A 23,055-nucleotide genomic window follows, 5' to 3' on the forward strand; every position below is an offset into this window, starting at 1 on the left:
GTCGCGGCCACCGCTTGATTTCGGGTACGACGTCAGCCACGCTCCCTGTCGGGTAGTGGACGCGCGGGCGTCAGGGTGGGATCGACGCCTTACTCTGCATCCCGCGGCAGGACGCGGAGGGGCAGGGGTCGGTGGCGGTCGTCGAGAGCCGGGTGAGCGTCTGGGAGGCTCTGGCCGGTCGTGCCCCGGGCAGGCCGGTCGGGCCGGCCGACCGTGGACTGTGGACCGCCGTCGTCGAACGGCTGAATCCGGCGCGGGCCCGCCCGGTGCTCCGTCCCGGCATCGAGCGCGCCGAACTGGTCTCGGTGCGCGGCGTGCCGTACGTGATGCTCCGCTCGCCGGACTCCGGGGGCAACGCCTGCTACCTGCGGCTGTCGCCGGAGGAGTGGCGGCTCGCCGAGCTGATGGACGGCACCCGTACGGTCGCCCGGCTGGTCGCCGAGTTCGCCCGGATCGCCGGCCGGCTCGCCCCGGAGCAGGTGACCCGGGTCGTCGCGGACCTGGCCGGCAACCGGATGCTCGCCGAGTTGCCGGTGGACGCGTTCCGGCCACTGGACCGGGTGCACCGGCGACCCTGGCCGGTGCGGCTCGGCCGGGGGCTGCTCGCCGCCGCCAGGGGGCAGCGCACGGTGGTGGCCGACGTGGACCCGCTGGTCGAGCGGGTCTACCGGGCCGGCGGACGGCTGCTCTTCACCCGGGTCGCCGCCGGGCTGCTCGGCGCGGTGGCCCTGGCCGGGCTGCTGCTCTTCGGCTGGACGTGGTGGGCCGGCAGCCAGTCCCTCTTCCTCACCGACGGCTCGTACGCGGCCGGCGCGGCGGTGCTGCTCGGGCTGAACGTACTCGCGCTGGCCTGTCACGAGCTGGGGCACGCGCTCGCCACCAAGCACGCCGGTCGGCGGGTACCGGCCGCCGGGTTCCTGGTCTACTTCGGCATCCCGTCGGTCTTCGTCGACACCACAGACGTCTGGATGGCCGGTCGCCGGGCCCGGATGCTGACCACGGCGGCGGGTCCGGCGGCCGGACTGGTGCTGGCCGGTCTCGCCCAACTCGTCGGCGTACTGGTGCCGGAGGCGGCGCCGTGGACGTTCAAGCTCGCTTTCGCCTGGTACCTCAACGCCCTGTTCAACCTGAACCCGTTCCTCGCCCTCGACGGCTACTACCTGCTGATGGACTGGTTGGAGATCCCCAACCTGCGTGCCCGCGGCCTCGCCTGGCTGCTGGCCCGGCTGCGCCGCCGCCCACCGGGCTGGGCGCAACTGGACCGGGAGGGCCGGATCGTCGCCCTGTACGGCACCCTGGCCCTGCTCTGGGTGGTCGTCGCGGTCAACCTCGGCTGGCGGATCTGGACCGACCGGGTCGCCGGGCTGGTACTCGGGCTGTGGCGTTCCGGCTGGCCGGCCCGGCTGCTGCTGGTGGCGGTCGTCGCCGGGCTGGCCGCCCCGCTGGTCTACCTGGTCGCCGGCTGGCTCGCCCGGCGGTTCCGGCGGCTGCGTGCCCGCTGGGCGGAGCGGCGACAGCAACTGGACCTGCCCCGCCGGCTGGACGCGCTGCGCAACTCGCCGCTGGGTCGGCTGCCCGAGGCGACCCTGGCCGAGCTGGCCCGGCGGGCCCACTGGGTACGTCCGCGCACAGGTCAGCAACTGGTCTTCGCCGGTGCCGCGCAGTCGACGGTCTTCGTGGTGGTCGACGGCGCGATGGAGGGCCGGCAGCCGGGCGACCCGGGCGGGCTGGTCCGGCAACGGCTCGGCCCCGGCGGGGTGGTCGGGCTGGCCAACGCGCTCACCGGCACCCCGGCCACCCTCGACTGGCACACCGCCGGAACCCTGCTGCTGGGGGTGCCGGCACCGGCGGTGGTCGTCGGGGTCGGCCCGCTGCCCGGCCCGCCGCCCAGCGAACGGGCCGCCGCCGAGCGGCTCTTCGCCGAGGCTCCGGCGCTGCGCGGGCTCAGCGCCGAGGACCGGATGGGGCTGGTCTCCGGCGCCCTGGTCTCGTCGGTCGCCGCCGGTGACCCGATCGTGCTCGCCGGGCCGAACGACGCGGTGGTGGTGGAGTCCGGGGTGATCGAGCTGCCGGACGGCACCCAGTTGCGCCGGGGCACCCTGATCGGCCCGGCCGGAGAGGGCGAACCGGGTACGGTGGCGACGGCGCGTACGCCGGTCCGGGTCTGGGCGCTGCCGGCCGTCACCGGCCTGCCGCTGCTCTTCGCCACCTCGGGCGGCGCGACGCCGGCCGCTCCGCCCGGCGGCGGCACGCCGGGCAGCGCGCCCCGGGTCGGCGTGCACCCCGACGGCGGCTATCCGCCGCTGGCCGCCCCGCCCGGACCGCCTCCGCCGCAGGCGGACCCCGACGTCGACCGTCGTTTCGAGCGCCGGCTCTGGTGGCTGGTGCTGCTCCTGCTGCTGCTGGCCCTGCTCAGCACGGCGGCCAACCTGGTCCCCGGCCCGGCCTGGGCGGAGATGCCCGCCGACCGGGCACTGCTCAGCGCCGAGGCGGGACCTGTCGACACGACGGTGGACGGCCGGAACCTGCTGCTGGCCGAGGGGGAGCGGAGCTACGTCTCCGAGGGTGACCAGATCCGGCTACCGGCCCGGTCCCGTGCCGTACTGACCTTCCGGGGCGGTGCGACGGTGACGTTCTGCGCCGGCTCCCGGGCCGTGCTCGGACCACTGTGGAGCGACGGGGGCCGGACCGTCACCCCGCACGGCCGGCTGACCCTGGACACCGGCCGGATGATCGCCGACACCGGGAGCCCGAGCGGCGCCTTCGAGCCACTGGCGCTGCTCGTGGACCGGACCGGCGGCGGGATCGGCAACCGGGGAGCGGCCCGGTACGCCGCCTGGACCCGGGGCATCGAGGTCTCCACCGGCGAGGTGCGGGTCACCGGAGTACGCCAGCCGGAACAGCGCCGCCCGCTGGGCTGCGGTGGCGGCACGGCGCCGGACGGTACCGGCTCGTCCCCGACCCACACCCCGGACGAGCCGGATCCGACGGCCGGCCTGCCGGTGCCGACCCCGACGGCGTCGGTGAGCGCGACCCCCGGCACTCCCGGGCCGACCCCGACCACCCCGGGCAGCACCCCGACCGGCACGTCCAGCACCCCGGGAACCGCCCCGACCACCGGCCCGCCGAGGACCCCGCCGCGCACCACACCCCCGCCCACCAGCGCCGCCCCGACCACCCCGCCGGCCAACCGGCCACCGGTGATCACCTGGCAGCGCGATCCGGGCGGCACACTGAGCCAGCAGACCGCGAGCGGCGGCTGCACCGAGCATCCGACCACCACGACGGCGGTGGTGAACGTCTCGGACGACCGGGACGCCGGCCAGTCCCTGGTGGTGACCGTGCACTGGAGCGGCTTCGCCAGCGGCTCGGCCCGGATGTCCCCGGACGGCGCCTACTACGGCACCGTCGGGCCGGTGCCGTACCCCGGGCAGGACAACCGGGGCGGCACGCTCAACGTCTGGGTCACCGCGACGGACAGCCAGAAGGCCGAGTCCACCCTGGCGGGCAGTCCGATCACGGTGGCCGGCTGCACCCAGGTGACCATCAGGTGAGGAGACGCAGTGCTCTGTTGGTTCTGTCCGAAGGCGGCCCGGGGCGGGTGCCGGTTCTGCGGGCGCGGCCTCTGCGAGGACCATGCCCGGTTCGGCCCGTACCTGTTGCAGGTGCACCGCTCCGAGACGCGCGGCCGGGCCGAGGCGCTGGTGGTGGAGGATGCCCTCCAGTGCGGCACCTGCCGGCCACGGCCGCAGCCGGTGCCGATGCCGGAACTGGACTGAGCCCGTCCGCAGGCCGTCGGTCGCGTTCGGGAACCCCGTCGTCCTTCCTCGCTCGTCGCAGAGGCCGCCGTCCGGTCCGTCGGGCCGATGTCCCGGCTGGCGGTGCCCGGATAGCCTGGGGACGCCCCGGCGGGTGCGAGGAGGCGACACGTGAGTGACTTCGACGACGTACTCGAACGGTTGGTAGGCGATCCGGCGTTCGCCGCCGCCCTCGCCGCCGATCCGGTGCACACCCTGGCCGGCTACCGGCTCGACCCCGACGAGCTGGCGCTGCTCCAGCTCCAGGTCGGCGGCAGCGGTGGCGGTCAGCACGGCGTCGAGACCCGGGCCAACCAGTCGAGCCTGTTCGGCATGTTCAGCCCGCTCGCCGGGCTGGCCGGCGCGCTGCCCACCCCCGGCGAGATCCCCACGGCGAACGCGCTGCCCACGGCCGGAGGGCTGCCCACGGCGAACGCGCTGCCGACGGCCGGAGGGCTGCCCACGGCGAACGCGTCCCTCACGGCCGGAGGGGTGCCCACGGGCTGCGCGGCGCCGGTCGGACCGGGCGCCGCCGGCGTACCGGCGGGCGGGCTGAGCGGGCTCGGTGACGAAATCGGCCGGGAGATCGGGGCGGCCACCGACGGGGCGCTGGCGCAGCCGGCGGGCGGCCTGGCCGGCGCGCTGGCGGACCCGGACGACGGCCTCGCCGCCGCGCTGGCCGGCGCCGAGTCCGGGTTCGGATCGGCGCCCGGACCGGGGTTCGGGCCGCCGGCCGAGGTCGGGTTCGGCTCCGCGCCCGAGCCGGGAACGCCGGCCGAGGCGGGCTTCGGACCGGCCGGACCACCTTCCGGCCCGGCGGAGGCTCCCGGCGCGCCGGAGGCCGAACCGGCCGTGCCGGAGGGCTACCGGACCCGGGTCGACGTCGACGGCGACGGCGACTGGGACAGGCACACGTTGCGGGGCCGGGCCGACGGCGGGGTGGACATCCTGGTCGACCTCGACCGGGACGGGCGGACCGACTTCGTCGGGCACGACCTGGACGCCGACGGGCTGGTCGAGATCAGCGAGTACGACAAGAACCGGGACGGCTTCTTCGAGAAGCGGATGTACGACGACGACGGCGACGGCTGGATGGACCGGACGGTACGGGTCGACCCGCCGCCGGCCGGCAGCACCCACTGACCCCGCCACGGCCGCGCAGCGTCGCACCCACACCCGGTCGCGCCCACGCACCGGCCGTGGTCGTACACCGGCCGTGGCCGTACATTGGCAATGGTCGTGCGGCGGCCGTAGGCGTGCGGCGGCCGGGACAGCAGAGCACGGGGGGCCGTGACATTATGCCGTCCGGCGCACCGGGTCCGGCCGTCCGGCGCACCGCGCGTGGCCGTCCGGCGCAACGGGACTGGCGCGTACCCCGCCGGCCCCGGACGATGGCGTCAGGAGGTGGTCGCCGTGGTCAGCATCGCCACCGACCGGCTGACGAAGGTGTTCTCCGACGGCACCGTCGCGGTGGACGACGTGAGCATCGACGTCGGCTCGGGGGAGTTCGTCACCCTGCTCGGACCGACCGGCTGCGGCAAGTCGACGATCCTGCGGCTGGTGGCCGGGCTGGAGGAACCGACAAGCGGACGGGTGCTCATCGACGGCGAGCCGGTGACCGCCGGGCTGGGCCCGCACCGCCAACTGTCGATGGTCTTCCAGGACTACGCGCTCTATCCACATCTGACTGTCGCCGAGAACATCCGCTTCCCGTTGAGCCTCGGCCCGGACTCCCCGACCGCCGCCTCCGCCCGGGTCGCCGAGATCGCCGACCAGCTCGGCATCACCGACCTGCTGGACCGCCGGCCGGGGCAGCTCTCCGGCGGGCAGCGGCAGCGGGTGGCGATGGCCCGGGCGATGGCCGGGGAGTCCCGGGCCTTCCTGCTCGACGAGCCACTCTCCAACGTGGACGCCGGGCTCCGGGCCGAACTGCGTACCGAGTTGGCCGCCCTGGCCCGGCGGCTGGAGATGACCACCCTCTACGTGACGCACGACCAGGTCGAGGCGATGACCATGGCCGACCGGGTCGCGGTGCTCCGCCGGGGGAGGCTCCAGCAGATCGGCCCGCCCGGCGAGGTGTACCGGGACCCGCACACCCTCTTCGTGGCGGCCTTCCTCGGCACGCCCCGGGCCAATCTCTTGCAGGCCGCCATCTACGCACCCGACGGAGGCGTACTGCTCGACCTCGGATCGCAACTGATCGAGCTGCCCCCCGACGACCCCCGGGTACGCCCGCTGCGCGAACGGCACACCGAGCGGGTGACCTGTGCCCTGCGGGCCGACGCGCTCAGGCCGGTGCCGGAGCCGTCCGGCCAGGCGCCGGTGCTGCGCGGGGTGGTCCGGCTGGTCGAGAACCTCGGTCACGAGGCGCTGGTGCACGTGACCACGGACACCGTTCCGACCTCGTCCGCGCAGGCCCGCCTGGAGCACCCGGACAGCGGGCAGCACCTCTCCGACCTGCTCGCCGACGAGCTGCCGAGCGGGCACCCGGTGCGGGACCGGCTGGCCCGGATGATGCCGCACTCACGGCCGGAACAGCCGCCGGCCACCGCCCGCACCGAGTACGGCTTCTATCCGGTGTACGACCCGGAGCTTCGGGACACCCCGGCCGAGGCCGGCGAGGTGGTGGTCCGGGTACCGATGCCGGTACTGCCCCGGGTCGGCGAGCCGGTCACGCTCGCGGTCGACCTGGACCAACTGCTGCTCTTCGACAGCTCCGGGGACCGGATCCGGTTGGGCTGACCGGATCCGGTGACCATCCGGAAGGGGGCGCCAGCGCCCCCCTCTGTCACTACTCCTCGGCTTCTTCCTCGTCGCCGCCGAAGTCGAAGACCTCGTCGGCGATCATGCCGGCGCCGAACCCGAGCGCGGCCCCACCGGCGGCACCGGCGAGCACTCCGCCCATGCCCGAACCCCGGTCGTGGTGCTCCTCGTGGTGGCCGTGCCCGCCGCCGTGGTGCCCGTAGGCCGGGGTGGCGTAACCGTGGTCGTGGCCGTACCCCGGTGGTGGGTAGCCGCCGGCGGCGTGGCCGCCCAGGCTACCCCGGTGGGCGTGGTGTTGTTCGAGGGCTTCGCGCAGCCAGCCGTCGACGACTCGGCTCCAGTCGGTGTGCTCGGCTTCGGTGTGGTCGATGCGGTAGCGGCCGTAGGAGTCGTGCCCGCCGGTGAACAGCCCGGCCCGCTTGTCGAACTCGAGCACGACGTGTACGCCGTGCGGGTCGGTGACGAGGGTCAGCTCGACCTCGCTGATCCCGTGCGCGTACTGGGGGGCGGCGAAGAACTCGATCTCCTGGTAGAACGGCAGACTCTGGTGTAGGCCGTAGATCTGGCCGTGTTCGAGGTCGGCACCCTTGAACGGAAAGCCGAGAGCGCCGAAAGCCTCCAGAATCCGCTCCTGCACCGGTAGCGGGTACACGTACACGGGGTCGAGGTCGCCCTTGTCCGCCGTGCTGCGGATCGACACCTCGGTGCGCAGGCCCATCGTCATGCCGGGCAGGCGCTGGCCGTACAGGTCGGTGACGGGGGTCTCCCACGGCATGACGATCTGGAAGGGCAGGACGAGTTGCTGGCCTTCGCGCAGGTGCAGCCCGCCGGACACACCCTGCTGGTGGAACTCGACGAAGGAGTCGTAGTCCTCTTCCGCGCCGTCGATCTCGATCCGGGTGACCAGTCCGACCGAGACGTGGTCGATCTCGACATCGTGGCTGCCGCCGGTCAGGTTCACCTGCCCGGCGAGCGGCAGCCCGGGTCGGGTGTTGGGGTTGGACAGGACGGTGTCGACCGCGGGCGCACCGACGCCGAAGGCACCCAGCATCTTCTTGAAGACCACGCACTCTCTCCCTGGGACGTACGATCGCTCGCGGTCCGTCGAGCGGAGCCATGATCTCGGAAATCCACTCTGGACCCTCGGTCGACGAGCAGACTAGCGATTCGGTCTGAGAGCTTGCTGAAAGTTGTGTCTCGACTACGCAAAGCCATGGCGTGAATGTGATTCATCCTGATTGGGGCGACTGGTCCGGACGCCCAGATCAGTCGCGACCGCAGGATGAATCGCGTCGCCGATGAGCAGGCTCGGGCACGAACAGGTCGTCCGTCGCAGGCCCCTCGTCGTGGCGGTCCGCACCGGAACCGGCAATTCGGTCAATCAGCGGTCAGCGCGTGGTTGCGTCCTGGACCTCGCCGACGAGTTCCTCGACGATGTCCTCGAGGAAGATCACCCCGCTGGTGTTTCCCGCCCCGTCGAGTACCCGCGCCAGATGGGAGCCGCCGCGTCGCATCGTGCCCAGGGCGTCCTCGAGTTCGTCGCCACGGCGTACCGAGGCGAGCCGGCGTACCCGCTTGGCCGGCACGGCGGCGGTGTAGTCGCTGCCGGTGAGGTCCATGACGTCCTTGATGTGCAGGTACCCGCTCGGTTCGCCGTTGTCACTGAGGAGATAGCGGGAGTACCCGTGCTCGGCGACCGCCGACTGGATCTCGGCCGGTGTCACGCGCGCGGACAGCACGACCAGGTCGTCGAGCGGCACCTCCACGTCGCCGACCGTCTTCGCGGTGAATTCGAAGGCCGCACTCAACGTGCCCGAACCGTCGACGAGCACGCCCTCCCGGGTCGACTGGGCCACGATGGTCGCCACCTGGTCCAACGTGTAGGTGCTGTTGGCCTCGTCCTTGGGCGTGACCCGGAACAGCCGCAGGATGCTGTTCGCGACCCCATTCAGGCTCCGGATCACCGGCTTGAGGAGCCGGGCCACGAACACCAGCGGCGGGGCGAGAACCAGGGCCGCCCCGGTCGGTACGGAGAACGAGATGTTCTTCGGCACCATCTCGCCGAAGACCACGTGCAGGAACGTCACCATTACCAGCGCGATGACGAACGCGAGCACGGTGACCGACTCGGGCGAGAGCGGGGTCTTCGCGAGCGGGATCTCCAGGAGGTGGTGGATCGCCGGCTCGGAGACGTTCAGGATGAGCAGCGAGCAGACGGTGATGCCGAGCTGGCTGGTGGCCAGCATCAGCGTGGCGTGCTCCATCGCCCACAGCGTGGTCCGGGCCGCCCGGCTGCCGGCTTGGGCCCGGGGCTCGATCTGCGACCGCCGCGCGGAGATGACTGCGAACTCCGCACCGACGAAGAACGCGTTGACCACCAGCAGGACGACGAGCCAGACGATGCCCGGCAGGTACCCGCTCATCGGGCCGCCTCCTCAGCCCGGACAACCGCGGGTCGGGTCGATTCCGGGCAGGCACCGCTCTCGGCGGGGAGGAAGCGCAGCCGGTCGACCTGTACGCCGCTGACATGCTCGACCCGGAGCAGGCCCCCGTCGACGGCGACCTCGTCGCCGACTCTGGCGATACGCTCCAGCCGCGCTGTCACGAATCCGGCGACCGTGTCGTAGTCGTCGTCCTCCGGGATCACGATCCTGGCCCGGTCGAACAACTCGTCCGGACGGAGCGAGGCGTCGAAGATTACCGACCGGCCACGACGGAGTACCCGAGTCCGTGCCCGGTCGTGCTCGTCCTCCAACTCGCCGAGGATCTCCTCGACGAGGTCCTCGAGGGTGACGATGCCCGCCGTACCGCCGTGCTCGTCGTAGACCACGGCGAACTGCAGCCCTTCGCCGCGCAGGGCCGGCAGCAACCTGTCCAGACCCATCGTCTCCGGAATCCGCATCGGCTCGACCATGAGGTCGCCCGCCAGTACCTCGGACCGCCTCTCCAGAGGTACCGCGAACGCGTGTTTGACGTGCAGGACGCCTATGACGTCGTCGGCGTCGCGGCCGATCACCGGGAACCGGGACACGCCGGTGGCGCTCGCCCGTTCGAGGATCTCGGCGGCCGTGCTGGCGGAGGTGACCGAGGTCATGCGCACCCGTGGAGTCATCACGTCGGAGGCGTCCCGACCGGAGAACCGCAGAGTCCGGTGGAGCAGCGTGGCATGCTCCGGATCGAGCACGCCGGCCCGCGCGGAGTGCCGCAGCAGCGAGCTGAGTTCCTCGGCGCTGCGCGCACCGGACAGCTCCTCCTTGGGCTCGATCCCGAAGGCACGGATCACGGCGTTGGCGGTGTTGTTGAAGAGCAGGATCAGCGGTTTCAGGACGGTGGTGAAGGCGGACTGGAACGGCACCACGAACTTCGCCGTCCGCAGCGGCACCGCGAGGGCGAAGTTCTTCGGCACCAGCTCACCGATCACCATCGAGAAGAGCGTCGCCAGCCCGATGCCGGCGACCGCACCCACTCCGGGCACCACGGACTCCGGTACCCCGACGCCGCGCAGCGGACCGGCGAGCAGAGCGCTCACGGCCGGCTCGAAGGTGTAGCCGGTGAGCAGCGTGGTCAGCGAGATGCCGAGCTGGGCGCTGGACAGGTGAGTGGATGTGATCTTCAAGGCGGAGATGGTCGGACCCAGTCGCTTCTCACCGCGGGCCCGGCGGGCCTCCAGGTCCCCTCGGTCGAGATTGACCAACGCGAACTCGGATGCCACGAACATGCCGGTCCCGACGGTGAGGACCAGCCCGATCCCCAGCAGGACCCACTCATGCATCGGTGAGCCCCTCTCCTGCGATGGCCGCCGCACGGGCGGTCAGGGCACAGAGGGGCCAGGGACTATGAGAGGGAGGGTCGTCCATAATCCTGCCGAGCCTACCGACCTGTGCTGGGAGAATGCTGGGAGCGGCCCCGACCCGACAGCGCCCGCCGTCGTGCTCGTGACGACGGGTTCGGCGGCCGCCTGGGCGCTCAGACCGCCCTGGCGAGCCGGAGCAGGGCGGCGTCGAGCAGTTCGGCGTACTCCGGTGAGATCGAACCCTCGTCCCGGCGGACCGTGACCTTGTCACGCAGCAGTGAGACCTGGCCGGCCAGGTCCGCCGTTGCGCCGCCCGAGTCGGCCCGCAGGTTGCGGAGATGGTTGCGCAGGTCCACTCCCGCGTGGTCCTGGATCTCGTCCGTCGCCACCCCGTCGTCGACGATCTGGTAGAGCTGGGCCATCACCTCGCTGACCGGCGGCGGCGGGATGTTGGGGTTGTCCCGGACGTCCGGTTGCCGGCCCGGGGCGGTGCTGGCGGGTGGCCCGGCGGTCGAGACCCCCGGCGCCGGGGTACCGGTCGGAGCAGGGGATTCGACCTGATCCGGTCCGGCGGTCGTCGGTCCGGTGTTCGGCCGCGATTCCGGCCCGTCCCCCATTGTGGAGACGAGCACGACGGTGGCGGTGAGCGCGACCAGCACGGCGGCGGCGACCAGCAGGACCCGGCCGCCCCGGGGTGGCTCGCCGGCCGGGCCCGGCCGGGGCGGCGGCGCACTCCGCTCCGGCCCCGGCCGGGACGGCGACGCGGTCGGCTCCGGACCCGGTCCAGGTGGCGGCGCGGTCCGTCCCGGAGGCGTTTGACCGGGCGGCGACACCCGCCGGTCCGGGTCCGTCGCGGGTCGATCCCGTGGCGCGATCGCCGGCCCACGCGCCGCAGCCGACCACGCCGACGGGCCCGAGGATCCCGAGGGCCCCGACGGATCCGTCACACCCGCACCCGTCGCCGCCCCCGCAGCCAGCCCGACACCCGTCGCCGGAGCCAGACCTGCGGCGAGAGCCGGACCCGTCGCGGGGGCCGGACCCGCTGCCGGAGCCGCGGGAAGACCCGCAGCCGCCGGCCGGCCGCCCGGCCCTGCCGGTGCATCGTCCCGTCGGTGGGCTTCGGACGCGTTCTCCGGGCCCGCCGGAGCTGGCTGCGGCCGCGGCGCCCCCACGGGTGTCGGGTCCGCCGATGCCCGGTCCGCCGATGCCCGGTCCGCGGATCTCGGGGGGCCGGATGCCGGCATCGGCATCGGCAGCGTCCCCGGCCGGGTGTGGCCCGACATGGCGCGTCGCGGGTCGGCGACCAGGAGTTGCTGGCGCAGCAACTCACCGACCTGGGCCGCCGTCGGCCGCTCGACCGGGTCGCGGGCCAGGCAGCGCAGGCAGACGTCCGCCACCGCCGGCGGCAGGTCGGGTACGCCGGTCAGCGTCGGCTCCGTTCCCGTCGCCAGCGCCCGGGTCAGCTCGTCCCAGGTGTCGGCCGGGAAGGGCACCCGGCCGGTCAGCGTCTCGTAGAGCAGCACGCCCAGCGAGTACGTGTCGGTCGCCGGTTGCGCCGGAAGACCGTCCAGCCGCTCCGGCGCGACGTACGCCGGGGTGCCGAACGTCTCGCCGTCCTCGTCCTCGTCCGGGGCGCCGACCTGGGTGGCGATGCCGAAGTCGAGCACCTTGGCACCGATCGCGGTCATCATGATGTTGGCCGGGGTGATGTCCCGGTGCACTATGCCGAGCCGGTGTGCGGCGGCCAGTGCCTCGGCCACCTGGGCGCAGATCTCGACCGCCGTCGGCCAGGGGAGCGGACCGGCGGTGAGTTCGGCCTTCAGCTCCTCGCCGGTCAGCAGCTCCATGACCACGAACGCGGTGATCCCGCCGTCCGGCCCCAGGGTCTCGCCGTAGTCGTGCACGGCGGTGACGTGTGGGTGTACGAGCTGCGCGGCGGCTCGCGCCTCCTCCCGGACCATCTCCCGGAACTTCGCGTCGGCGGCGAGTGCGGCGGCGAGCACCTTCACCGCCACCACCCGGTCGAGCACCTCGTCGCGGGCCCGCCAGATCACCGACATACCGCCGGCGCCGATCCGGTCGATGAGCCGGTATCTGCGGGCGAGCAGGCCGCCCGCCTGCAACGCTGCCATTGTCGGTCGCACCTGCCTGGGAAGTCGGGGGTCGCGTCAGGCCGTGTGGGGGGTCGTATCAGGCTCCGTGACTGGATACCTCCTGTCAACGACGGATCAGCAGCCGGACACAGCCCAGTTTTTCGTGACATCCCCGCCGGGCGACCCGACCGGTCCGTCCGCCGGGCACCACCGGCCGGAATGTCGGGTGTGGCCGGCCGCGAATGTCACGTGTCGTCGGACGGCACCGTCCGTGCGCCGAACGGTCGTCGATGCGTCGCCTGCAACGGGCGTCGATGCGCTGCCGCGAACGGTTGTCGATGCGCTGCCGCGAACGGGCGTCGATCCGCTGCCCGGACCCCGTCGATGCGCTGCCCCGCCGGCCGGCCGCCGGGCCGGGATATGCCGGCCCGCCGGACCGGTACGGCGGCCGGCCCGCCGGGTCGGAGTGGGCGACCCGTGCCAGGATGAACGACATGGTCAGCGGTCCGGTGGCGTTCGTGCTCGGCGGCGGTGGGGTGCTCGGCGCCGTCGAGGTGGGCATGCTGCGGGCGCTGTTCCGGGCCGGCATCTATCCGGACCTGGTGCTCGGCACCTCGATCGGGGCGGTGAACGGCGCCCTGGTCGCGGCCGACCCGTCCGAGGCGGTCACCGACCGGCTGGTCCGGCTCTGGGCCTCGCCGGAGGCGAGCGAGGTGTACGGCGACTCCATCGCCCGGCAGCTGCGCCGGTTCGCCGCCCGGACCCACCTGCACTCGCCGCGCCCGCTGCGCCGGCTGCTGGAGGCCGAACTCGGCGAGCAGACCACCTTCGCCGACCTCAAGGTGCCGTTCCGGTGCTGTGCGGCGAGCATCGAGCGGGCCGCCGAGCACTGGTTCCGCAGCGGCCCGCTGGTGCCGGCGGTGCTCGCCTCGGCGGCCGTGCCAGGGCTGCTGCCGCCGGCCCAGATCGACGGCGAGCACTTCGTCGACGGCGGGATCGTCAACTCGATCCCGATCGGCGAGGCGGTGCAGCTCGGCGCCAGGCAGATCTTCGTACTCCAGGTCGGCCGGATCGAACGGCCGCTCAGCCCGCCGCGCCGGCCGTGGGAGATCGCCCAGGTGGCCTTCGAGATCGCCCGCCGGCACCGGTTCGCGCGGGAGATGGCGGCGCTGCCGGACGACGTGGACGTGCACGTGCTGCCGACCGGCGGGCTGGGCCTCCGGGACGACAGTCCGTGGGCGTACCGGGACATGGCGGCGGTGGGCCGGCGGATCAGCCGGGCGTACACGGCGTCCCGGCGGTACCTCACCGAACACCTGGACCCCGGCTGATGCCGCTGCCGCTGCCGCCGAGATGGATCCGGCGAGTCGTGGTCGCGCCGGGTACGGTGCTGCTCGCCCTGCTGGTGGTGACGACGCTGCCGGTGTGGCTGATCGTCGCCGCGGCCGCCTCGCCGCTGGTACCCGGTTATCTGCGCCCGCTGCGGGTGCTCTGGGTCGGGATCGTCTACCTGGTCTGGGACGCCACCGCGCTGGTGGCGATGTTCGGGCTCTGGGTCGGCTCGGGGTTCGGCTGGCACAAGCGGTCCCCGGGTTTCCAGCGCGCCCACTACGTACTGGCCGGCTGGTTCCTCACCGCGCTGTTCTGGCAGGCCCGGTGGACACTGCGGCTGCGCATCGACGTCGTCGGCACCGACCCGGACACGGCGCTGCCCGGCCGCCCCGAGCTGGTGCTCAGCCGGCACGCCGGCCCCGGCGACTCGTTCATCCTGATCCACGCACTTGTCAACTGGTTCAAGCGGGAACCGAGGATCGTGCTGAAGGACACCCTCCAGTGGGACCCGGCGGTGGACGTACTCCTCAACCGGCTGCCCAACCGGTTCATCGCGCCGCACCACCGCCGGCGGACCCGGGTCGGGCCGACCGAGCGGGCCGGGCCGCCCCGGGAGAGCCTGGTCGAACAGATCGGCCACCTCGCCCGCAACCTGGACGAGAACGACGCCTTCGTGATCTTTCCGGAGGGCGGGAACTTCACCCCGAAGCGGCGGCGCCGCGCCATCGATCTGCTCCGGGCCCGGGGCCTCACCGACATGGCGGAGCGGGCCGAGGCGATGCGGCACGTCGTCGCCCCGCAGCCGGGCGGGGTGATCGCCGCGCTGGACGCCGCTCCCGACGCAGGGGTCATCTTCGTCGCGCACACCGGGCTGGACCGGATGCTCACCGTCGCCGACGTGTGGCGGGAACTGCCGATGGACAAGCGGATCGTGATGCGGTTCTGGTCGGTGCCGCCGGAGGAGGTGCCGAAGGACCGTCAGGAGCGGATCGACTGGCTCTTCGACTGGTGGGCCCGGATCGACGCCTGGGTCGATACGCACCGGGCCGGCACCGATCGGGCATAGGGTGCGCGGCGTGGACCAGATCTGCATCGTGACCACGGTGGTGGACGCGCGGGCGGTCGCCGACGTACTCGCCGCCGCCGCGGTGGCCGGCCGGCTCGCCGCGTGCGCCCAGGTGACCGGCCCGGTGGACAGCACCTACTGGTGGGAGTCGCGGATGGAGACCACCCGGGAGTGGACCGTCGTCTTCAAGACCGCCCCGGACCGGATGGAGGCGCTGGTCGACCAGGTGCGGGCGGCGCACCCGTACGAGGTGCCGGAGGTGCTGGTGACCTGGGTTCAGGGCGGCAACCCGGACTACTCGACCTGGCTGCACGAGCAGACCCGTCCCTGACCGGGGACGGACCGACCGCCCGGCCGGTCCGGACACCCAACCCGGAGTAGGTACGCGCACTCTGCCGACCGGTCGGGCACGGGTACGAACATGGCACCGTGACCGCGTCCGTGAACCCGAACCCGACCGCGTACCCCTGTCCGGTGTGCGGTGCCGGTGCCGACCTGGCGACCGGCTGTCCCGGCTGCGGCCGGGGACCCGATCCGGCCGCCGCCGAGGTGGTCCGGCTCGGTGCGGAGATCGCCGCGCTGGCCGGGCGGGTGGAGCAGGCGCGGCGGGCGTACCTCGGACTGGATGCCACCCTGTGGCAGCTCCGGCGGCGCCGCGACGCGCTGGCCGAGCAGGTCCGGGCGGCCGCGGCCGCCGCCGTGCAGGGCCCGGCGAAGAGCTCCCCCGGCGCACCGGCGGCAGTGTCCGGCCCCGCCGGCACGCCGGGTCCGCAGGCTTCCGCACCGGTACGCCCGGAAGCCTCCACCCGGACCGTCCAGAACGTGCTCTTCATCCTCGGCGGGCTGCTGGTCGGCACGGCGGCGGTCGTCTTCACGGTGGTCGCCTGGGCGACTGTCGGGGTCGGCGGCCGGGCGCTGATCCTCGGGGTGCTGACCGGGCTGGCCCTGGCGGCTCCCCTGCTCGCCCGGCGGCGCGGGCTGACCGCCACCGCCGAGACGTTCGCGGCGATCGGCCTGCTCCTGGTGGTGCTCGACGGGTACGCCGGCTGGGCCGTCGACCTGTTCGGGGTGGCCGGCTGGCCGACGGTCCGGTACGCGGCACTGGTGCTCGGGGTCGGCGCGGTGGTGGCGGGGGGTTACCACCGACTGACCCGGCTCGCCGCGCCCGCGTTCGCCGGACTGCTGCTGCTCCAGCCGGTCGTGCCGCTGCTCGCCTACGACGCGGGCTTCGGCGCGGCCGGCTGGACGGTGGCGCTGGCCGGACTGGCGGCCGTCAACCTCATCCTGACCCGGGGGCGGGGTGGCGACGGACCGGCGGACCCGGTGATCGTGGTCCGCCGGTCCGTCGCCTGGGTCGGGTACGGGCTGGCCGGTCTCGCCTCGGCGCTCTGCGGGACGCTTGCCGTGGTCACCACCGACGGCCCGCTGGCGGTGTTCGCCGGTGTTCCACTGCTGGTGGCGGCCCTGCTGCCGATCGCCGGAGCCGTGCGGCTGCGCAGCACCGCCGTCGGAGCCGGCGCGGCGGCCCTCTTCGTCGTGGTGCTGGCGGTGGCGCTGGTCCGGGCCGCCGCCGAGGCGTCCTGGCCGCTGCTCCTCCCGGCCGCCGTGATCGTCGCACTGCTCGCCGCCGCCGTCACGGCCACCGCCCGGCTGCTGCCGGCCGGCATCCGGCTCGGTCCCCGGGCCGGCGGGCTGGTGGTGGCCGGCGCCCTGGCGGTGCTGACCGGCTCGATGGCGCTGGTGGTCGCGCTCGCCGTGGCGGCCCGCTCGCAACCGGCCTGGCGGGCGGAGCTGACCGCGCGGTCCGGCCCGTTCGACTGGCAGCTTCCGGTGGCGCTGCTGCTGGCCGCCGGGGCGTTGGCCGTGCTGGGCCGGCGGCGGGACCGGTCGCTCGTCGCGATCGTCGCCGCGACGCTGACCGTGCTGGCGGCGCCGGCCGGGCTGGCCCTGCCCTGGTGCTTGGTCGCCACCCAGGACCTGGTGGCGGCCGGCATCCTCGCGCTGGTCGCCGCCTGGCCGCACCGTGGCCGGCGCCCGGTGCTGCCGGCGGCCGTCGCCGCCGTGCCGCTGGCCGGGCACGCCCTGCTGGTCGGCCTGGCCCGTCCGGCCGGTGCGGCCGCCGTCTGCGGCGCACTGGTACTGCTCGGCGTGGCGGTCGCACTCGCCGCCCTCCGCCGGCCCGCTCCCACCACCCCTCCGGCCACCGACGCTGCTGCCCCGGCTCCGGCCCCCACCGCTGCTCCGGCCGTCGGTGGTGGTCGGGCCGTCGACGGTCGGGCGGTGCCGGCCGGGACGGCGCTGCGCCGGGTGGTCGGCGGGACCGGGCTGGCCGTGGCGGTACTCGCCGCTCCGGCGACCGTCCTGCTCGGCCTCTTCGCCGCCGGGGCGCCGTCGTGGTGGCAGGCGCGGGCCGTGCTCGCCGCTGCCGTACTGCTCGCCGCCGGGTTGGTGCCGGTGCGCCGGGCGACCCCGCACTACCGGCCGTACGCCAACGCCGCGCTGTCGACCGTCGCGCTCGCCGTCGGCCTGGCACCGGGACTGCCCGGGGTCGGCGAGCCGGCCGGCCCGTACGCCGCCGGGGCGCTGCTGCTCACCCTCGGCGTCTGGCTGGCGGGCCGGGGTCGGCCGGCGCGGTCGACCGGGCCCGACCAGTGGCCCAGCCCAGCCGGGGTACCGGCACTGGTCTCCGGGGCGGTGCTGCTGGTCCGGGCCGCCGTGGTGGCGGTACCGGCGGTGCTGGTCGTGCTGGTCGCCCCGTACGCCTGGCTGGGTCGGATCTGGTCGGGCCCACCGGCCGGGGTCGGGCTCGCGCCGGTCGGCACCGGTCCGGTCGACTGGCGGCTGGACACCGCCGACGGGCTGACCCTGCTGCTGCTCACCGTCGCGGCGGCGGTCGCCGGCTGGGCACGCCGGCGGACGGTCCGGGCCGCGGCAGTGGCGGCGGCTCCGCTCGCGGTCGGGACGGCACTGGTCGGGCTGGCGGTCGCCGGGGCGCCGTGGCCGGTCGTACCCGCGTCCAGCCTGCTCGCCGGGGCCGCCGGCCTGCTCGCGCTGGCGCTGCGGCCCGGCACCGCCCCCGCCGTGGCATCGCGGGGTGGCGCAGCCTCCGCCGTCGAGCCGGAGGGCGGGGTCGCGTCCGTCGCGGCGGCCGGGGGCAGCGCGGTGTCCGTCGCGGCGGCAGCCGGCACCACTGCGTCCGTCGCGGCGGCAGGGGGCCGCACCGCGTCGGCCGTGATGTCGGGTGGTGGTGTCGGGTGGCGGCGTTGGCCGGTGCCGGTGGGGGTCGGCTTCGCGGCGGCGGGCCTGGCCGGGCTGCTGCCGACCCGTGCCGGCACGCTCGCCGGGCTGGCGCTGGTCGGCGTTGCCGGACTGGCCGCCGGGGCGCGCGGCGGCACCTCGGCGGCCCGGGTAGCGGGATGGCTGACCGGGGTCGCCGGCACGGCCTCGCTGGCTGCCACCGCCGCGGTCGCCGCCGACCTGCCGCTGCGGCTCACCGCCCTGGCGGTGCTCGGCGTCGCCGCCCTGGCCCTGGCCGGGGCGGCCCTGCTGGCCGGCCCGCTTCCCGGCACCCCCGGTCCGGCTGGCGTCCCGGACCCGGCTGGCGCGTCGGGCGGGGCTGGCACGTCGGGCGGGGCTGGCGCGTCGGGCGGGGCTGGCACGTCGGCCAGGGCTGGCGCGTCGGTTTCGGCTGACCCGTCGGGCCGGGCCGACACCACCGATCCAACTGGCAGGTCGGCGCCGGTGGGTGGTCGGCGGTGGGTGGTCGGGTGGTCGGAACGGCGGGTCGAGGCGGTGGCCGTCGAGGCAGCCAGTCATGTCACCGCCGCGATCGCGCTGCTGCTGAGCGTCGGCGAGATCCGGTACGCGGCGGCGGTCTGCACGCTCTGGGGCGTGGCACTGGGGCTGCGCGCCCTGCGTCCGGGCGAACCGGCGCCGCATCGTTGGGCTCGGGCGGCAGCGGCGGGTGGTGCCGAGCTGGTCGCCGCCTGGCTGCTGCTCGCCTCGGCCCGGGTGGCGCTGGTCGAGGCGTACACGCTGCCGGCGGCGGTGCTCGGGCTGCTGGCCGGCTGGCTGGCCCTGCGGGCCTGGCCGGCGCTGAGCAGCTGGGTCGCGTACGGGCCGGGGCTCGGTGCCGCACTGCTGCCGAGCCTGGTCTCGGTGGTCGTCGCCGCCGACCAGCCGTGGCGACGACTGCTGCTCGGTGCCGGTGCACTGGCGGCGGTACTTGTCGGTGCCCGGTGGCGGCGGCAGGCGCCGGTGCTGCTCGGCGGTGCCGTACTCGCCGTACTGGCCGTGCGGGAGATGGTCGACGTCTGGGACCTGCTGCCCCGGTGGATCTTCCTGGCGGTCGGCGGCTTCGCGTTGATCGGCCTGGCGATGACGTACGAGCGGCGGCGCCGGGACCTGCGCCGGCTCCGCGCGGCGGTGCACCGGATGAGCTGACGACATCGCCCCGCCTGCCGGAGAGGCGGGGAGGACGGCGGACGTCGCCTCGGTGTCCGGGGTGGTGGTGCTACCACCACCCCGGATACGGGGGTTGTCGGGGTTACTGAGCGCAAGCGTCGTCCGGAGACTTGGAGATCAGCGCCGCCGACCGGCGGGCAAGAGGGCGACGTGGGGAGCTTGCAGATGGCGGTAACCGCTGCCGTGGACGCACCGGGGTCGCGTCGAGGAAGTGACTACTCACGGTTATCTCGACGGATCAGTGCGGCCGGTCTGATGGAACGCCGCACCGGCTGGTACGTGGCCCGGATCGCGCTCACCGTCGGGCTGTTCGTCGCCGGATGGGTCGGCTTCGCCCTCGTCGGCGACTCGTGGTGGCAGATCGCGGTGGCGGTCTTCCTGGCCGGAGCCACCACCCAGGTCGCCTTCCTCGGGCACGACGCCGGGCACCGGCAGATGTTCCGGCACCGGCGGGCCAGCGAGGTGGCCGGACTGCTCGCCGGCAACCTTGCGGTCGGGCTCAGCTACGGCTGGTGGATCGACAAGCACAACCGGCACCACGCCAACCCGAACCACTCGGAGGAGGATCCGGACGTCGGGGCGGGCGCGCTGGTCTGGACCGAGGAGCAGGCGCAGGCCACCCGGGGCTTCGGGCGGTGGCTGGCGGAGCGGCAGGCGTACCTGTTCTTCCCGATGCTGCTGCTGGAAGGGCTGGCGCTGCACGTCTCCAGCGTGCGGGCACTGACCGACGGTACGCCGATCCGGCGCCGCCGGGCCGAGGCGGTACTGCTGGCCCTGCACGCGGTCGGCTACCTCGGTGCGCTGTTCACCGTGCTCTCCCCGGGGAAGGCGCTGGTCTTCCTCGCCGTCCACCAGGGGCTCTGGGGGCTCTACATGGGGTGCTCGTTCGCGCCCAACCACAAGGGTATGCCGGTGCTGACCGCCGAGGACGACCTCGACTTCCTGCGCAAGCAGGTGCTGACCTCGCGCAACGTCCGGGGCGGGGCGGTCGTCGACTTCGCGCTGGGCGGCCTCAACTACCAGATCGAGCACCATCTGTTCCCGAGCATGCCCCGGGTGAACCTGCGCCGGGCCCAGCCGATCGTCGAGCGGTACTGCGCCGAGCACGGCATCCCGTACGAGCAGACCGGGCTGTTCAGCTCGTACCGGCAGGCGCTGCGGCACCTGCACGAGGTCGGCGCCGCGCTGCGCCGGCCGGAGACGCCGGTCGGGGCGGCGCGCTGAGGCGGGCCGCTCCGACCGACCGCCGACCGCTGTCGGGGCTGCCGGTCACACCTCGAAGCTGTCGGCCAGCGATCGCGGCAGTTCGGTGACGTCGGCGGGGGCGGGACGTTCGACGTCCACCCCCTCTGACCGGCTGTATTCGTAGGTGATCCTGCCGTGCTCCGGCTGCACACTCGGTACGTCGAGGCTGATCTCGAACAGATGGCCACCGATACTCGTGCGAGCGCTGAACGGGACCGCTCTGGCCAGCGGGCCGAGATCGTCGAGCACGCTGCGGTCGAGGGTGCGCGACCTTGTCAGGTCCATCATCCCGACGAAGTCGTGCCCGCCCTTGCGTGTTGCCGAGACGACGCAGTCCGCGAGGTCGGCCGCGCCGCTGTGGTCGTCGCCGCGCAACAGGTGCAGCGGGCTGCCGGTCGGCAGCTCCGATAGCCGACCGTGCATCCACTTCCTCGCGGCGCCGGGCAGGTCGGGCATCCGCAGGTACACGTCGGTGTCGATCTGGATCAGGTCGGCCCGGACCACCTCCTCGCCCGGACCCTCGATCCTGATGCTCATGGTGGCCTTCTTGGCGGTCGGGTCCAGCCTGGTATCGCTCACGACTCCCGGAGCCCGCATGATGACGGTGACAGCGCCCTGGTTCGTCTTCGCGGCCGCGGCCGCCAGCTTTTCCGCCGGGGTGGCCTGGGCCGGCGTGGGCGTAGCCGGACCAGGCGGCGCGGCCCGGTCGACCGGGCCGGCGCCGATGCCGCAGGCCGCGACCGGCAGGCTCAGCGCGGCGGCGAGGACGAACACCTGAAACGCTGACCGCCCAGTACGCACCTGCATGGCTTCCTCTCATCGACGGACGCTTCCCGCAACCAGCCGGTGCGGGCGGGACGGCCGACCTGGCCGAGACAGCTGCCCGGTGGCGTCGACCGAGCGGACCGGGACGCCAATCGTAAGCGTGTCGATGCTTCACGCGTCGGCCCGGTAGACAAAGGGTCACGGGTACGCCCGCACCCGTTCGGGTTGGACAACACGGGAGGGATTCCCGGCGGTAAGGTCTGGCCATGGCAGAGGTGCTGGATGCGGAGGCGGTGCGGACCGAGCTGGCGGCGCTGGACGGCTGGGCCGGCGACCCGGCCGGCATCGCCCGCACCGTCGAACTGCCCACGTTCCGTGACGCGATCGGCGTGGTGGACCGGGTGGCGGTGGTCGCCGAGGAACTCGACCACCACCCCGACATCGACATCCGGTGGCGTACGGCCACCTTCCGCTGTGCGACCCACTCGGTGGGCGGGGTCACCCGACGGGACGTCGAGCTGGCGCGGCGGATCGACGAGATAGTCCGGGGAGCGGCGTGAGATTCGAGATAAGCAAGGTCCTCGACGCGATCGAGGACCGGGTCAGCACCGACCCGTCGCTGGTACGCGCGGTGCTCGACCTGGCCGAGGTGGTCCGCTACCAGGACCTCGACGGCGGCCGGCCGGCCAGCACCATGCGGCTGGGCATGGTCATCGACGCGCTCGGGCGGCACCTGGAGGAGGACAACGTCCCGGTATACGCGGTGGTGCACCGGGCGCTGCTCAGCGACGCCGACCTCACCTCCAACGAGCGGATGGTGCTGCGGCGCTGGGCCGACAACGGCCTGGTCGAGGTGCTGGTGAACCCCGGCGACCGGGTGCTGGAGGTGGCCGACCTGCTCGGCCTGCCGGTGCTGAGCCGGGGCCGCTTCGACGGCATGTCCGGGCGCTTCCCGTGGGTGACGAGCACGCCGGGCCGGCTGCTGGCCCCGCTGCCCGGTGCCGGCGGGCCGGTGCTGGCGCAGCGGGTGAAGGGCACCGTGCCGGCCACCGGCCCGTCCCCGACCGGGCGGAAGCTGCTGGCCCGCACCTGGCGCTGCAAGGAGCCCGGTTGCGTGCTGTTCGGCGGTGGCGGCGGCGGTGGCGCCTTCGCGGACCTCGCCGAGATCGACCGCAAGCCGAGTGGCCAGCCACCGCCGACGCTCCGCGCCGGTACGCCGATGTGCCCGCGGCACGACCAGCGGCTCAGCGACGCCGGGCCGAGGCCGAACGAGGAGGTGCTGTCGGTCCGGATCGGCGGCATGGTGCGGCGCCGGTTCGTGGTGACCGCAGAGCGGCCGGTGGTGGTCGGCCGGGCGCCGGACGACTCCGGCGGGATCCGGCTCGGCCAGTGGCTCAACGACGAGGCGCGACGCTGGATCAGCCGCAGTCACGTCCGGTTCGAGCTGCGCGGTGCCGATCTGGTGGCGCAGGACGTCAGCACGAACGGCTCCGGGGTACGCCCGAATGGGTCGATGGACGAGGCCGAGCGGGTCGCGCTGGGCCGCCAGCAGTCCCGGGTGATGCGCGGCGGCGACATCGTGGAGCTGTATCCGGGCGTGCAGGTGGGGCGGTCGAACACCTGGAACTCGGGCGGCATGACCAACCCGACCTCGGTGATGGCCGAGGCCCCGACGATGGCGATCCGGCTCCCCGACCGCGGCTGATCCCGGCGCGCTTCGCCGCCGTTCACCGCCGT

The 23,055-nt window shown here is 74.1% G+C and carries 16 protein-coding genes; 11 read left to right on the forward strand and 5 right to left on the reverse strand.

What is annotated here, in order from left to right; translation table 11 throughout:
* The first annotated feature begins 131 nt into the window (after positions 1 to 131).
* The 4 genes from ACN28A_RS19915 to ACN28A_RS19930 all read left to right on the forward strand — a co-directional run bounded on the left by ACN28A_RS19915 (position 132) and on the right by ACN28A_RS19930 (position 6,539).
* Positions 132 to 3,554, forward strand: a complete 3,423-nt coding sequence (locus tag ACN28A_RS19915) for a cyclic nucleotide-binding protein (protein ID WP_421397014.1) — start codon at positions 132 to 134, stop codon at positions 3,552 to 3,554.
* A gap of 9 nt (positions 3,555 to 3,563) precedes the next feature.
* Complete coding sequence (locus ACN28A_RS19920) at positions 3,564 to 3,779, forward strand: hypothetical protein (RefSeq protein ID WP_278058683.1); 216 nt, start codon at positions 3,564 to 3,566, stop codon at positions 3,777 to 3,779.
* A 150-nt stretch (positions 3,780 to 3,929) separates the two neighbouring features.
* Positions 3,930 to 4,940, forward strand: a complete 1,011-nt coding sequence (locus tag ACN28A_RS19925) for a hypothetical protein (RefSeq protein WP_421397015.1) — start codon at positions 3,930 to 3,932, stop codon at positions 4,938 to 4,940.
* Positions 4,941 to 5,210: 270 nt separating this feature from the next.
* Positions 5,211 to 6,539 carry an ABC transporter ATP-binding protein gene (locus ACN28A_RS19930; protein ID WP_421397016.1) on the forward strand — a complete coding sequence of 443 codons (1,329 nt, stop codon included), beginning with the start codon at positions 5,211 to 5,213 and terminating at the stop codon, positions 6,537 to 6,539.
* Positions 6,540 to 6,588: 49 nt separating this feature from the next.
* On the opposite strand, the gene ACN28A_RS19935 is transcribed toward ACN28A_RS19930, so the two are convergent.
* From ACN28A_RS19935 to ACN28A_RS19950, 4 genes are all read right to left on the reverse strand, one after another.
* The gene (locus tag ACN28A_RS19935; RefSeq protein ID WP_421397017.1) at positions 6,589 to 7,626 is read right to left on the reverse strand and encodes a sporulation protein; all 1,038 of its coding nucleotides are present in this window, start codon (positions 7,624 to 7,626) and stop codon (positions 6,589 to 6,591) included.
* 322 nt (positions 7,627 to 7,948) lie between these two features.
* Positions 7,949 to 8,983, reverse strand: coding sequence for a hemolysin family protein (locus ACN28A_RS19940; RefSeq protein ID WP_421397019.1), 1,035 nt, complete (start codon positions 8,981 to 8,983; stop codon positions 7,949 to 7,951).
* On the reverse strand, positions 8,980 to 10,332 hold the full coding sequence (locus tag ACN28A_RS19945) for a hemolysin family protein (RefSeq protein WP_421397020.1): 1,353 nt from the start codon (positions 10,330 to 10,332) through the stop codon (positions 8,980 to 8,982). The genes ACN28A_RS19940 and ACN28A_RS19945 overlap by 4 nt, the downstream gene beginning before the upstream one ends.
* A gap of 194 nt (positions 10,333 to 10,526) precedes the next feature.
* A complete protein-coding gene (locus ACN28A_RS19950) occupies positions 10,527 to 12,485 on the reverse strand; it encodes a protein kinase domain-containing protein (protein ID WP_421397021.1) in 1,959 nt (652 codons plus the stop codon).
* A gap of 455 nt (positions 12,486 to 12,940) precedes the next feature.
* Here ACN28A_RS19950 and ACN28A_RS19955 point away from each other — a divergent pair, with 455 nt between their 5' ends.
* The 5 genes from ACN28A_RS19955 to ACN28A_RS19975 all read left to right on the forward strand — a co-directional run bounded on the left by ACN28A_RS19955 (position 12,941) and on the right by ACN28A_RS19975 (position 20,532).
* Positions 12,941 to 13,777 (forward strand): patatin-like phospholipase family protein, encoded by an 837-nt coding sequence (locus ACN28A_RS19955; protein ID WP_421404525.1) that lies wholly within the window; start codon positions 12,941 to 12,943, stop codon positions 13,775 to 13,777.
* A gap of 5 nt (positions 13,778 to 13,782) precedes the next feature.
* Positions 13,783 to 14,844 (forward strand): 1-acyl-sn-glycerol-3-phosphate acyltransferase, encoded by a 1,062-nt coding sequence (locus ACN28A_RS19960; RefSeq protein ID WP_421404527.1) that lies wholly within the window; start codon positions 13,783 to 13,785, stop codon positions 14,842 to 14,844.
* A 10-nt stretch (positions 14,845 to 14,854) separates the two neighbouring features.
* The gene (cutA, locus tag ACN28A_RS19965; RefSeq protein WP_278058693.1) at positions 14,855 to 15,175 is read left to right on the forward strand and encodes a divalent-cation tolerance protein CutA; all 321 of its coding nucleotides are present in this window, start codon (positions 14,855 to 14,857) and stop codon (positions 15,173 to 15,175) included.
* 98 nt (positions 15,176 to 15,273) lie between these two features.
* Positions 15,274 to 19,287 (forward strand): SCO7613 C-terminal domain-containing membrane protein, encoded by a 4,014-nt coding sequence (locus ACN28A_RS19970; RefSeq protein WP_421397022.1) that lies wholly within the window; start codon positions 15,274 to 15,276, stop codon positions 19,285 to 19,287.
* Between the two features lie 186 nt (positions 19,288 to 19,473).
* On the forward strand, positions 19,474 to 20,532 hold the full coding sequence (locus ACN28A_RS19975) for a fatty acid desaturase family protein (protein ID WP_421397024.1): 1,059 nt from the start codon (positions 19,474 to 19,476) through the stop codon (positions 20,530 to 20,532).
* A gap of 45 nt (positions 20,533 to 20,577) precedes the next feature.
* On the opposite strand, the gene ACN28A_RS19980 is transcribed toward ACN28A_RS19975, so the two are convergent.
* Positions 20,578 to 21,360: a hypothetical protein gene (locus ACN28A_RS19980; RefSeq protein WP_421397025.1), complete on the reverse strand. Its 783-nt coding sequence runs from the start codon at positions 21,358 to 21,360 to the stop codon at positions 20,578 to 20,580.
* A gap of 224 nt (positions 21,361 to 21,584) precedes the next feature.
* Here ACN28A_RS19980 and ACN28A_RS19985 point away from each other — a divergent pair, with 224 nt between their 5' ends.
* Positions 21,585 to 21,878 carry a 4a-hydroxytetrahydrobiopterin dehydratase gene (locus ACN28A_RS19985; RefSeq protein WP_421397026.1) on the forward strand — a complete coding sequence of 98 codons (294 nt, stop codon included), beginning with the start codon at positions 21,585 to 21,587 and terminating at the stop codon, positions 21,876 to 21,878.
* A complete protein-coding gene (locus tag ACN28A_RS19990) occupies positions 21,875 to 23,023 on the forward strand; it encodes an FHA domain-containing protein (protein WP_421397027.1) in 1,149 nt (382 codons plus the stop codon). The genes ACN28A_RS19985 and ACN28A_RS19990 overlap by 4 nt, the downstream gene beginning before the upstream one ends.
* Positions 23,024 to 23,055: the final 32 nt, after the last annotated feature.

It is taken from the genome of Plantactinospora sp. WMMB782 (assembly GCF_049179135.1).
GTDB lineage: Bacteria > Actinomycetota > Actinomycetes > Mycobacteriales > Micromonosporaceae > Plantactinospora.